At 43.8% G+C, this 13,804-nt stretch carries 8 protein-coding genes; 5 read left to right on the forward strand and 3 right to left on the reverse strand.

Going from position 1 to position 13,804, the window contains the following annotated elements; all coding sequences use genetic code 11:
* Nucleotides 1–261: 261 nt before the first annotated feature.
* Complete coding sequence (locus tag NSQ57_RS03030) at nucleotides 262–1,272, reverse strand: LacI family DNA-binding transcriptional regulator (RefSeq protein ID WP_029515929.1); 1,011 nt, start codon at nucleotides 1,270–1,272, stop codon at nucleotides 262–264.
* A gap of 1,300 nt (nucleotides 1,273–2,572) precedes the next feature.
* On the opposite strand from NSQ57_RS03030, the gene NSQ57_RS03035 reads away from it, so the two are divergent.
* Both NSQ57_RS03035 and NSQ57_RS03040 read left to right on the forward strand, forming a co-directional pair.
* A complete protein-coding gene (locus tag NSQ57_RS03035; protein WP_340931277.1) occupies nucleotides 2,573–6,385 on the forward strand; it encodes a GH32 C-terminal domain-containing protein in 3,813 nt (1,270 codons plus the stop codon).
* Between the two features lie 883 nt (nucleotides 6,386–7,268).
* Nucleotides 7,269–7,511, forward strand: a complete 243-nt coding sequence (locus NSQ57_RS03040; RefSeq protein ID WP_069010903.1) for a hypothetical protein — start codon at nucleotides 7,269–7,271, stop codon at nucleotides 7,509–7,511.
* A gap of 237 nt (nucleotides 7,512–7,748) precedes the next feature.
* Here NSQ57_RS03040 and NSQ57_RS03045 read toward each other — a convergent pair whose 3' ends face one another.
* Both NSQ57_RS03045 and NSQ57_RS03050 read right to left on the reverse strand, forming a co-directional pair.
* Entirely contained in the window at nucleotides 7,749–8,744 is a 996-nt protein-coding gene (locus NSQ57_RS03045; protein WP_029515926.1) for a carbohydrate kinase, read from the reverse strand.
* 22 nt (nucleotides 8,745–8,766) lie between these two features.
* Nucleotides 8,767–9,801: a LacI family DNA-binding transcriptional regulator gene (locus tag NSQ57_RS03050; RefSeq protein WP_029515925.1), complete on the reverse strand. Its 1,035-nt coding sequence runs from the start codon at nucleotides 9,799–9,801 to the stop codon at nucleotides 8,767–8,769.
* 506 nt (nucleotides 9,802–10,307) lie between these two features.
* Between NSQ57_RS03050 and NSQ57_RS03055 the strand changes: the two genes are divergently transcribed.
* From NSQ57_RS03055 to NSQ57_RS03065, 3 genes are read left to right on the forward strand one after another with little or no spacing between them, the layout of a single operon-like run.
* Nucleotides 10,308–11,192 (forward strand): ABC transporter permease subunit, encoded by an 885-nt coding sequence (locus NSQ57_RS03055; protein ID WP_230584986.1) that lies wholly within the window; start codon nucleotides 10,308–10,310, stop codon nucleotides 11,190–11,192.
* Nucleotides 11,193–11,206: 14 nt separating this feature from the next.
* Nucleotides 11,207–12,088 (forward strand): carbohydrate ABC transporter permease, encoded by an 882-nt coding sequence (locus NSQ57_RS03060; protein WP_029515923.1) that lies wholly within the window; start codon nucleotides 11,207–11,209, stop codon nucleotides 12,086–12,088.
* A gap of 18 nt (nucleotides 12,089–12,106) precedes the next feature.
* Entirely contained in the window at nucleotides 12,107–13,726 is a 1,620-nt protein-coding gene (locus tag NSQ57_RS03065) for an ABC transporter substrate-binding protein (RefSeq protein ID WP_029515922.1), read from the forward strand.
* Nucleotides 13,727–13,804 lie beyond the last annotated feature (78 nt).

A 13,804-nucleotide genomic window follows, 5' to 3' on the forward strand; every position in this document is an offset into this window, starting at 1 on the left:
AATCAAAGTGCTGATTCAATTTCTTATTTATTTATTTATGTCTATATTGTAATGATAGAAGTACACTATGGTTATTAACTATAAGGAGCAAAAAAATAAAACATAAGAATGTGAGAAAGATTAATTTTTTAGTTTTGCTATCTCTCTCATTCATACTACCTTGGTATCTGAAAATCTTATTCATCTTACCTTGCTTAAAAATAACAGTGTATATGCTCTGAATAAAAATGGTTCCCTGTATCTTTGTTACATACAACTTGATTAGGAAGACTTCGTGGAGCCTCTATGAACGATGCATGTCTCAAGATGAATGGTCTCATTCCGTCGATCCGGCTGCTCCAATCGAGCCAACAAGGACTCAACGACGCGTGTACCGAGTCCGTACGGATAAGTATGTACGGTCGTGAGCGGAGGATCGATAATCTTGGCATTAGCAATATCGTCAAAACCTGTTACCTCGATTTGTCCAGGAACATCGATGTGCAACTCCTTTAGCGCACGAATAACCGAAATTCCAATATCATCGTTGGCACAAACAAATGCTGTCGGAAGCTTTGGAAGCTGCTTCAACTGTTCAAGCATCCACTCAACAGATAGATAAGGATTGTTGTCCTCAAGCTTGATGCTGAACGTCTCTCCAGATGAAGCGCGATGCATCCGGAGGGCTTGATCGTAACCAAGCCAACGCTCATAGAAGCTTCGACAGTGATTGTGGTCTCCGATAAATCCAATCTCCGAATGGCCGCGTCCAATGAGAGAACGAGTAAGATTGTATGTCGTGCGGTGATTCTCCATCAAGAGGATGTCGAATTTGTGTGGAGAGTTCAACGACTCTGGCAAAAAATCGATAAATACCGTTGGAATGCCCGTGTTTAGAATAGTTTCAATATAGGCTTCTTGGAAGATCTCAATACAAACAATTCCGTTCACATTTGATTGGTTAATATTGGAGGGCAGTGTGCATGAATGGATATCCTCAGGATTGACAAGAGATAAGATCAGATTAAAGCCTTCAGCGCGCAGGGAGGTTTCCATTCCTTTAATCGTTTCAGAGTAGAAGCTGATGGCGTTAATGTCCCCTCGTGTAAGAAGAGCAATATTGCCTCCATTCATAAAACTGTAGTTTTTGTATTTCATCTCCGCTGCTTTTTGGATTACTCTCTTTTTTGTGCCCTCTGGAATTTGCGGATGGTTGTTGAGGGCTTTGGATATGGTATTTCGAGACAGCCCCATTGCATCCGCGATGTCTTGAACCGTTACTTTCTCAGCCATAATAAGCTCCTTTTTATCCTGCTTCATAAAATCTTAAATGATAAACAAAAATTTATTCAAATGTAAATGTGAATGTGGTTTTTAGCTTGAAAACAATTCTTTGATCTTGCATACTGCTAATAAACATTCCCCTCTTATACTACACTACTCTTTGCCTTTTTTGTAGTAAGAGTTAGATAAAAAAGATTCTATACTATTAGGATAAATCGGTGTTCTTCTAAGAAAAGAAAGAGAGCTAGACCCCTTCTCGTGAGGGTTTGCTATCAAGGAAATATATAAACTTAAACAAGTAACAGAGTGAGTGGGATTTTCATTGCTTTTTATTTTTGAAAGCGCTATACTTTTGGTTATATAAATTAATGTTTATAAATATTGATTATAAATGTAAACTTGATGAACAATTAAATGCACAAGTATAAGTATTTTGAGGGTAAGGATGGAGGTAAACTAAAATGAGCTCTGTATAACCGGCTGTGATTTTATTGAGCTTTTCCGCCGGATAGCCAAATTACAGATTCGCTACACAACTCCTAAGACGGGGTCGAAAATTACAAACACTGAGTATTCTGCGGCGGGTCTTGCCGTTCCCGTTGGCTGGGAAACCGATGTCAATGCAGCAGTTTATAGCGAGATTTAAATGGGGTGCTGCGTAAGGATTCCTACTGCTTGTAATATATCGTAGGTACGGGGGGGCGGTGTTAGTGTTTATTCGGAAGGTGAAATTATACATATACTTGTATATCCGAAGAGTGGACAAATGCTGACCAGACGGCATTCTGAAGATGAATTCGTTAACATAGGGACGCCTTGAAGGCCATTGAAGCCAGATGAGAAAAAGGACCACGAGCTGCCGTTGAACCATATCGCATTAGATATGGAAGCCTTCTATATTGCTGGTCCATAAACCCGTGTCATTTTACTTTTGTCAACTCACAAAATTTTTTGGGCGGCGTTATGCAGCTGCTGCTGATTTTCCCGCTGAACCGGTAGGTTGTGCTCCGGAACCTGAACGGTTATTTCAATTTAAGTGCCATCTTGGAGCATAAGGATGAGTATAGTGTTCCACCGGGCTCGGATATTATTGAAAATTAACAAAAAGGGAAAGAGAGAGGGGAGTCGGAGTTTGAACATTCCCAATAGTCTCGTTCAGATCCTAAAATAGAAATCACAAGTTCAAGCTCTATATATTTTATAACAAATTTAATATGCTATCCCGGCCAGTTACTGTGCTGTAACTGGCCGCCTTCTACTTTTTTGGTAGAAGATGATTATTCCGTAGAGTAGAAATGGAGGGTAATCGATGAAAAAGAAATTCAAAGCTGTGCTGCACATCCTCATGGTGATGGCTATTATTATGACTTCATCTGGAGTTTACGCCGCTAGTCCTGATACCGGCTGGGCTGCACGGGCGGTAGGTAACACAGGAAAATCGGAAAAGGAGGGTCTTTCTATTTTTGAAAACGTTATAAATCTAAATACAAATTTGACAGGATGGCAGGTAAAAGGAAATGGCAAGTGGGGAGATGCCGCAGAAGGGCTCCTGCTGACATCTGATCCGCAGGAGGACGTGATGGCCATCTCAGAAACAATAGCAGATGATTTCCTGTATGAAGCCGATGTTATGATCAAGGATATGCAAGCGGATGCTTCTTTGCTCTTCCGTTCCAATGAAGACGGATTGAATTCGTATATGCTTCAAATTGCACCGCAGTCCGGTATTATCCGTTTAAAAGATGCGGGCAGTGGAGCAGGTAAATTAAATGAAGAGCATCCGGTTTCGCTCAAGAAAGGGGAGATCTATCATCTCAAGGTAAAAGCTGAAGGGGCCTCGCTGAAAGTATATTGGGGAACTCAATATAAGCCTGTGATTGATGTTCAAGACAGTTCATACCGATCTGGCCGCCTTGGACTTCACGTCTGGGATGGGTCAGCCTTGTTCCAAAACATAACCGTTAGCGATCTGAAAGGGAATCTGGGTTTGGTACTTGTGAAAAAAGGACAGTGGCAGCCTGACCTCAGCGGCCAAAAAGGAACGTCTGTGAACCAGAGCAAGGCTCAGCAAATCTATAGCAGGCAAGCTGCTGACTTTGTATATGAAGGAACAATCGTTTTCCGCTCCGATGCTGCTGCCGCTCTAGCTTTCCGGTCCTCTACCGATGGAACACGTGGATATGAAGCTACTCTGGTGAAGGAAGGAGAGCAGGTCCGCGTATCGCTGACGAAAGCGGATGGAACTGCAATTGCAGGCTCAGAGCGACCTTATCCGAGCTTAGCGGGGGCGAAGCATTATGTGGAAGTAAAGGCAATGGGTAACCGGATTCAAGTTTTCGTGGACGGTTATACTCCACCAGCAATCGATGTAACGGATCATTCGTATTCAACAGGAAACGCCGGTCTTGTTGTGAAAAAGGGAAGCGCTTACTTTCAGGATGCTTATGTCACGGAGTCTAATAATTATTATACTGAAACCTATCGTCCCCAGTATCATTATACACCGATCCGTGGGTACGCCAGTGACCCGAACGGGTTGGTCTATTTCGAAGGTGAATACCATCTTTTCCATCAGGATGGAGGCACATGGGCCCATGCCGTCAGCAAGGATATGCTGAGCTGGAAACGTCTGCCGATTGCACTTCCGTGGAATGATTACGGGCATATCTGGTCCGGATCTGCTGTGGCGGATGTAACGAATACTTCAGGCTTATTTACGGATTCGGGCGGCAAAGGTCTGATCGCCTATTATACTTCCTATAACCCAGATGGTCCTAATGGCAACCAGCGCATTGGCCTTGCTTACAGCAAGGATCAGGGGCGTACGTGGCATTATGCCAAGAATCGTCCGATCGTGGTTGAGAACCCCGGCAAGAACGGGGAAGAACCGGGGGGATGGGATTTCCGCGACCCTAAGGTGATTCGCGATGACGAGCATAATCGCTGGGTCATGGTAGTGTCCGGTGGTGATCATATCCGGTTCTTTACATCGGCTAATTTGCTGGACTGGACGTTGACCGACAATTGGGGTTATGGAGATTATGTTCGTGGCGGTGTGTGGGAATGCCCTGACCTGTTCCCACTGGTCGTGCAGGAAACGTCAGAGAAGAAGTGGGTTCTCATGATCAGTACAGGGGCGAATTCGGCAACAGGAGGATCGGATTCTGAATATTTTGTGGGAAGTCTGACTGCAGAGGGGAAATTCGTAAATGACAATCCGGCAGGAAAGGTGCTGAGAACGGATTTTGGCAAGGAGTATTATGCATCCATGTCTTTCTCGGACATGACGGATGGGCGCAGAGTGATGTTGGCGTGGATGTCCAACTGGGATTATCCGTTCGCTTTTCCGACTTCGGGCTGGAAGGGGGGACTGACTGTTCCGAGAGAGGTTGCTCTGGTCATGACCCCCGACGGACTCCGTCTCGCCCAGGGTCCGATCAAGGAGATGGAACATCTGCGCAGCAGGCTGTTCTCTGTAACTGACAAGATGATCAATCCATCTTCTCCAAACCTGCTGAAGGGACTTGTTTCTGGAGCATATGAGATTGAAGCCGAACTGGAGATTCCGGCTGGAAGTAACGTAACAGAGTTTGGTTTTAATCTACGTGAAGGTGCGAATCAGAAGACTGTGGTGGGTTATAAGCCAGGCGAAAGTAAATTGTTCGTGGATCGCTCTGCTTCCGGAGCTACGGATTTCTCCAATCTGTTTACCACAAGACATGAAACGGGGATGAAAGCCGAGAACAAGCGGATCCAGATGCGGATTTTGGTGGATGAATCCTCTGTTGAGGTCTTCGCTAATGGAGGCAAGGTGGTTTTCTCCGAGGTCATATTTCCTGATCCGGCCAGTAGGGAGATGAGCTTCTATAATCAGGGTGGCAATGTGAAGATTGTTTCTCTGTCGGTAAACAAGCTTGGATCAGTGTGGAATTCGGATAACGATTCGCCACTACGGATTGCAATGGACACGGGTGACCGTGAACTAGGGATAGGGCAAAGCGAAACGCTGCGGGCGGCAGTGGAGAATGGGCCTGGCAATGGTGTTCACCCGCTGGAGTGGAAATCCAGTAATGCCAAGGTGGTAGGCATAAAGGGAGCCGGCGCTTCTCAGGCAACTCTTATGGCCAAAAAAGAGGGCGAGTCCGTCATTACTGTATCCACCCCAAATGAAAAGGCATCCGCCAGCCTTCTTGTAAAAGTCTCTGGCGGCGAGTTTCATACCAGTCTCAGCGGCTGGACCCCAGATCCGTCAATGGCTTCATGGGTACTCAGCAAGGATGGAATTCGTGGAAGATACTCAAGCGACGCGAATTATATGGCCCAGGAGCAGGCTGGGGATTTTACTTATGAAGCTGAACTGAAGCTTGGCACGTCCGGCGGGGCTGGTTCACTTCTGTTCCGTGCAAGCGAGGATGGGCACAGCGGCTACTACCTGAATCTAGATCCTAACATGAAGTCTATTCGCCTGTTCTACAAAATAGATGGACGATTCGAGGAACGACAGGTTCTGGCGAAAGTCCCGGTCTTCATCCAGCGAGGCCAAACCTATAAAATAAAGATTCAAGCGGAAGGCCCGCATATCGTGGTACATATGGGAGGACTGAAAATAATGGATCTGAAGGATGGGACCTTTGCCGAAGGTCATTTCGGACTTCATGTCTTTGGCGGCTCTGTCTCTTATCAGAATGTAAATGTGACAGGAGGGAAACCGGCCAAGTTGAGGGTATCAAGCCTCGTGAACGTAGCATTCCAAAAATCCATATATACAGCCCGCCTGGCAAATGGCGAAGCAGTTAGTGTACAGGATGCAAATGAAGCCTCGGATCAAAAATGGGTGTTTGTGCCGACCGGAGATGATGCAGGTTCCTATTCCATCCGAACGACCTCCGGACAGGCGCTGGATCTGGACGCGGAGCACAATAAAATTCAGCTCTATTCTTATTTGGGCTACAATAATCAGCGGTGGATTGTCCACAAAAATAGGGATGGTTCGGTTGTCATTATCTCAGTTTATCATAATAGGGCTTTGACCATATCCGAGGATGGTTCAAAGCTTACGTTAGAGACTCCTCCAACGGATGAAATGCGACGAAATAGGTGGAAAGTAAGCTCTGATTTTTAGTTCTATCTTGTAGAAAAGCCCCTTCGCTTGGCGTAGAGGGGCTTTTGGCAAAAGGCGGATTTGTTATTGTGTTCATGCAGCTTCAGCTTACTTCTGTCAGGTTAGGAAAATCAATTTCTTGCTGGTCAGGAAAGCGTCGAGCTTCTTTCGCTTTTCGTATCGCCAGCGAGTGATAGAGACTGAGTGATAGAGACATATGAACAAGACCCGTTGAGATGTCCATGCTGCAAGCACCAGATGTTGCTTGTGGTGATTTGGCATGCCGATTTGGACGGATTTATTATTATGTGCAACGAGAATATAAAAAATCAAAAGAAATGGTGAATAATAAATGATGATAAACCACGAGGCCAAGGGAACGAATAGGATAAAATGAAATGGATTTGTAGGAGCCAAGGGAAAAGAGCTTTAGGTATGGATAGACTTTGTGTGGAATGTGGGACGGAATCGAATAAACCAAACATAACTTAACGATGGGGGCATTATTAATGAATATGGATGATGAGAAATTACTGTAGTGCTTTCAGAATGAGACTTTTCCCCTTGTAAGAAACAATTTTTAGACAGGGGAATGATGTACTTTGAAAATTTCAGATCGAGTATTAAGGCTTTATCTAAATCACATTTGCTTGGATTTGTGGCGGGGGCCTTACGGCGGTAAAAAGCACTATGACTAAGACGAAAGCCTCCAAGTGGGGAGTATTATTCTTCTGATGACCATACCTTTGATTATCAGGGCAAAGCTAACCCTCAGGACCATCCGGCAATTTTAAGTCACTTTATCGATTGGGAGTGGTTTTTCTTAGGTTGTGGGAACGATAGAGTCAATGGTTCTTCGGTCTTTGATGAAAGTGTTGAGTTCATTATTTTAGAGTTATAACAAATGGGTAAAAAGAAGCCCATTATCGTCGATACCTTTATGGAACCAGCATTTTTAAGAGGAATTTCTGCCTACAACCAGGTTTTCTTTGTGTTTGCCGAAGATGGACTAATTCGATCAGAGTATTTAGATCGAGATCACCTGAGAGGCATGGAGGATTTATTTCCTGTTTTATTTGATCCACAATGTACAAGGAGTGAAACACTAAATACAGTTGTTAAAGCTTCAAATCACTACCTACAATAAGCACAGCAATGTGAATTAAAATGTTTTATGAAAACATCTGAGTCAAATAAAAATGGAATATTATCGGCAATCGAAAACATTTTGGTCTGTCTTAAATACAAGGAGCTACTACATAGGATAGTAGTAGTTTCCTTTTGATTAAACTCCCTCGATATGATTTAGTTTCCTCACTTCACTTTCCAAGTAACTAAAAAGGTGTCCAGCGACCCTAGGATCGTCGGGACACCTTTGCTGTTCTTACAGTTCGATTTTTGTTTCACCCTGTTGCTCTATGAAATGCTTAACTTCTTCCAACGATGGCAAGGCTGCAATCGCTCCAACTTTAGTGCACACGATAGCGCCGACTTGATTGGCAAGTGTTATAAATTCCTGCTGTTGCTCCCAATCGGAGGTAAATGCCTTGGGCTGACTCAGCTGGCTGATTTGATACAGCATAGCTCCGACGAAGGCATCACCGGCACCGGTAGAATCGATCGATTTAACAGTAATACTGCTGATTAGCGAACGGGAGGTACCGCTTGAGATGAGAGTACCTTCTTTCCCCAAGGTAACTGCCACCGTTTTGGCTCCCAACCCATGCAAAAGATCCAATGAAGCATTGCGGTCAGTCAGCCCCGTAATGATATTTAATTCCTCTTCGCTTACCTTTACGAAATCTGCATTGTGTATTCCTCTTCTGGACAATGTTATAAACTCCTCCAGCCTATCTTTCCAGAGGTCCCCCCGGTAATTGGGATCAAAGGAGGTAAATTGCCCATTGGCTTTCGCTTCGTCCAATAAAGACAAATACGCTTCCCGGAAAGGATCGGCGAGCAAGGCCGTTGCCGAGCCAAAATGCAGAATGGCAGCCTGTCGAGTCCATTCTCTATCAATGTCCTGCAGAGACAGCTGACGGTCAGCTCCGCGGTTGAATACGAAATCTCGTTCGCCGTTAGCGGCAAGGGAAACAAAGGCCAGTGTAGTCGGTGTTTCCGGATCAAAAAGAAGCATGGAAGTATCCACATGCTGCTCCTCCAGCGTTTGCTTCAGGTAGATACCGAAGGGATCAGCACCGATTTTCCCCAAGAATGACGCTTTTCCTCCGAGTTTGGCTACGGCTGCGCTTACATTTGCCGGAGCACCGCCAGCCTGCTTGGAGAAATGCTGACCCTTGGCAAGATTAACATCAATATCCGTGCAGAAAAAATCAATGAGCAACTCGCCCACACAAAGAACCGTTCTGTCATTTTTCACTTTGATTCACCTCTTGGTAGATTTAGTTTAGAACAGGGGTCGAGTCCCGGTATACGATATCCGTTGCAACATGAGTCACTCGGTATGGCATGGTATTGTCTTTGATTCTGGACAATAACATTTCGGCTGAAATAATACCCATCTGACTACTGTAAATATGCACGGTTGTAAGATGAGGCTCGACAACCCGGGATTCCGAAGCATCATCGAACCCGCAGACAGCAACATCTTCTGGGACTTTAATCCCTTTGTTTTTTAAAGATTTGATCACGTTGATGGCAATGAAATCATTGGCGCAAATAAAGACGGAGGGACACTCCCTCAGAGCATCCAACTGCTGTTCCATCCAGTTCTCCTCTATAAAGAAGTTGCGGTCAGGCGCTACAATGCTATGGGCAGGATCTACGGCGATTCCTGCTTCTGCTAAGGCCCTATTAAATCCGGTCCAGCGTTCATTGAAGCTTTTGCAGTGATTGTAATCGCCTACAAAACCGAAGCTTTCATAGCCATGATCGATTAATTTCCGGGTAACACAGTATGTGCTGTGTTCATTTTCCATTAATACCAGATCCGCCTTCAATTCTGGATACATCATATCCGCAGCGCAATCAATAAAAATGGTTGGGATGCAAAGATCTGTGATCAGCTTGCTGTATTCCTTGCTGAACATTTCGATGCAGAAAATGCCAGCCACATTCGAAGGTTCAAAATTGCCGGGTAGGGTCATCGAATTGATATCATTCTCACGGACAAAATAAATGGATAAAGTATAGCCCTGTTTGCTGATTTCCTTCTCCAGTCCGCTGATCAACAAAGATCCAAAGTGTGAGCTATTAGGAAGATTACAGGTCAAAAGTGCGATATTGCCTTGTTTTTCAGAAGCTGTTTCCATATAAGAAAATTGTTTGTATTTAAGCTCCATTGCTTTTTTGACCACCTTGTCCCTAGTAACGGTGGGAATACTCTCCACTCCATTAAGCGCCTTGGATGCAGTGTTTCTGGAAATTCCCAAGGCATCAGCGATATCTTGTATCGTAACCTTTGACTTTCTCGTCATATTGTTCACCTTATTCTCCGAATTAAGATTCTTCATATTTCTAAATATATAGTATTTTCATGTTTTTAACAATGTATTTATTCAAATGAACAATAATGGTTTACGTTTGTTTATTTATATTGTGTATTTTTGATGTATTTTTGCTAAAAACATTATAATTATCTTGAAATACGCTTTTTGAATGAATTTTTCACCCGAATTATATTGACTAATTAAATGTACATCTGATAAATTGTAAGAGTGAAATATGTTCAAATGTAAATTGTAAGCCCATTCATTTTGGGAATGTGTAAAATTCTCGTTCTGTTGGAGGTGTGGATATTACAAGCAAGTATTTGAAAAACATCTTGGTTAATTATGTCAGAGAGATGACATAACATGGCTTATATTTTGTGTCGTATAACAAGCCGTGAACAGTAGGAGGGAAAATATTGGCAAATTCGATCGTTCAAAAAAGGGGATTAAAGGCTTCAGAAACAAAAAAAAGAAACCATTGGTTAAGCTATATGCTTCGAAATTATATATTGTATTTGTTTCTGCTTCCGTCCATAATTCTTACCGTCATTTTCAAGTATGTTCCCATGTACGGCTCGATCATTGCGTTTAAAAATTTCAGCCCAAGAAAAGGCATCCTCGGCAGCGAATGGGTTGGATTTGAACATTTTCAGCGGTTTCTTTCATCACCAAATTTTTATGACATATTAATGAATACGCTTAAATTAAGCGCTTACGGTCTTATTCTCGGCTTCCCAGTACCCATCATTCTGGCCTTAATGCTAAATCTGGTCAGAGGAGCGAAGTTCAAGAAGAATATTCAGCTTATTGTATACGCACCTAACTTCATCTCGGTTGTTGTTGTTGCCGGTATGCTGTTTGTTTTTCTATCGCCAGCTGGAATAGTGAACGCTTTGGTAACAACCTTCACCGGCAAGCCGATTGCTTTTATGACTGATCCTGCCTATTTCCGAACGGTATATATTTTGTCTGGTATATGGCAAACAGCGGGCTGGTCCTCTATCATTTATGTGGCCACCTTAGCCAATGTGGACCCGCAGTTGCATGACGCTGCAACAATTGATGGTGCTTCATTGATGAAGAGAATCTTCCACATTGATCTGCCAGCTCTTAAACCCGTCATGGCCGTCCTGTTCATTCTCGCTGCAGGAGGTATTATGTCGATCGGCTATGAAAAGGCTTACCTAATGCAGACGGCTCTGAACACACCTACCTCGGAAATCATCGCGACTTACGTATACAAGGTGGGGTTGCAATCCGGCGATTATGCTTATTCTACGGCAATCGGGTTGTTCAATTCCGTAATTAATGTATTCCTGTTGATTTTCGTAAATACCGTCGTCAAGAAGCTGAACGAAGGAGAAGGGCTGTATTAAAGAAGGAGGTATTTATGGATATTCATTACACCGGGAAGGACCGGATTCTGCTCATCATCAATTATATTCTACTTGGTTTGTTTGTTCTCGCTATTCTGTTACCGCTGGTTTATGTGGTGCTTTCGTCCTTTTTAACTCCAAATACCCTGATTACCAAAGGGTTTGCCATTACATCATCAGACTGGACACTCACGGGATATGCCAAAATCCTAAGCAACAGTGCCATGATCCGCGGTTTTTTTAATGCTATTTTTTATTCAGCAGCCTTTGCGTTCGCAACCGTATTATTTTCCGTCTTCGCGGCTTACCCGCTTGCGGTTGAAGAGTTGGTAGGGAAACGGTCCATTATGATCTTTTTCCTGATAACGATGTTTTTCGGTGGCGGTCTGATTCCTACCTATCTGGTGATTAAGGATTTAGGCATGTTGAATACGGTCTGGGCCATTATTCTGCCCGGCTCGATCAGCGTATTCAATATTATTCTGGCAAAGACTTATTTCCAGGGACTTCCGAAAGAACTGTTCCAGGCGGCGAGTATAGACGGAGCTTCCGAGCTCAGTATTTTCTTTAAAATCGTCCTGCCGCTTTCCAAGCCTATTATTTTTGTTCTAGCTTTATACGCTTTTGTCGGACAGTGGAATTCTTATTTCGACGCCATGATTTATCTGGATGATCCGAAGCTGTTTCCGCTTCAACTAGTACTGCGCTCCATTTTGATACAGAATCAGGTTCAGCCCGGCATGATTGCCGATGCGATGGCACAAGCGGAGCTTAAGAAATTGTCTGAAATGATTAAGTACTCTGCCATTGTCATATCAAGTTTGCCTTTGATTGTCATGTATCCATTCTTCCAGAAGTATTTCGAAAAGGGTGTCATGGTAGGTTCGATCAAATAACAAATCGGGGGAATAGAGATGAAAAAAACATTACTAACCTTGTCTGTGTTGGCACTTTCTACTTCACTGCTTGCCGGATGCGGCGGTTCGGGCAATAATTCTGCGGCATCCGAAGATTACAAGCTGGAAAATGTTACTCTGCCGCTTAAAGAGAAAGTTACTTTGCATTTTATGACTCAAAGCTCGCCGCTGGCACCTTCCGATCCAAATGAAAAGTTGATTTATAAAAGACTGGAAGAAAAAACAGGGGTGCATATCGATTTTACCAACTTCACCTCCGATTCCTTCATTGAAAAAAGAAACCTTGCTGTTGCCAGTGGAGATCTTCCAGATGCCATACTGGATGCCGGATATTCCGATTACGATTTGTTGAACCTCGGAAAGGATGGAACTATTATCCCTTTAGAGGATTTGATTCAAAAATATATGCCCAATCTGCAGAAGGTATTAAAGGAAGCGCCTGAGTACAGATCCATGATAACCGCACAGGACGGGCACATTTATGCCTTTCCTTGGATTGAAGAACTGGGTTCTGAGAAGGAGAGCATTCATTCTGTAAACGACATGCCATGGATCAATGTGGAGTGGCTGAAAAAGCTGGGACTTAAAATGCCAAAAACCACCGAGGATTTAAAAAAAGTTCTGCTCGCATTTAAAAATGGCGACCCTAACGGAAATGGCCAAGCGGATGAAATCCCGCTGTCCTTTATGCTCAATAACGGCAATGAGGACCTGAATTTTCTGTTCGGATCATTCGGTCTTGGGGACAACGGCGATCATACGGTAGTGACCAATGAGGGGAAAGTGGTCTTCACTGCCGATCAGGACGGTTACAAAGAGGGGATTAAATATCTTAATGAGCTGTATAAACTGAACCTGATCGACGAGGAATCATTCGAGCAGGATTATAACACGTATCTAGCCAAAGGTCAGAGTGAAAGATATGGCCTCTACTTCCAATGGGATAAGGCGAATATTTCAGGAGACAACGATAAATATGAACTGATGAATCCGCTCGCCGGACCAAGCGGTGAAGTCAATGTGACCCGCACGAACAATCTCGGCTTTGACCGGGGGAGAATGGTGATTACCAGTGACAACCAAAATCTCGAGCTTACGGCAAAATGGATTGACCAGCTGTATGATCCTATCCAGTCCGTGCAAGACAACTGGGGTACCTACGGCGACAAAACTCAGCAGAACATTTTTGAATACGATGAAGCGAGTCATATGCTGAAGCATCTTCCGCTTAAGGGAACGGCCCCTGTCGAGCTACGGCAAAAAACGAACATCGGTGGTCCATTAGCAATTCTTGACGAGTATTACGGAACGGTTACGACTAAGCCCGATGATGCAGTGGGACGGCTTAAGCTCATGAAGGAAAGACTCGTTCCTTATATGAAGGCTGACCATAATTTCCCGAAAGTCTTCTTCTCTCTGGAGGATCAGAAGCAGATCTCCACATTGGAAACCGATTTGTTTGCTTACGTTAACCGCAAGCGGGCGGAATGGATCAAGACGGGTAAAGTGGAAGAAGAATGGGCCGAATATAAAGCCGAGCTGTCCAGACTGGGGCTAGATAAATGGCTGGAAATCAAACAGAAAGGCTATGACAGATATCTCAAAGATCAAAGCTGAAACATTTAATTGGTAGTATTTCAAATTCATTTGCAAACGAGCAACTCAAATTATTATGTTAAATACCTTATCAACAAT

The organism is Paenibacillus sp. FSL L8-0502 (genome assembly GCF_038593055.1).
Lineage (GTDB): Bacteria > Bacillota > Bacilli > Paenibacillales > Paenibacillaceae > Paenibacillus > Paenibacillus polymyxa_D.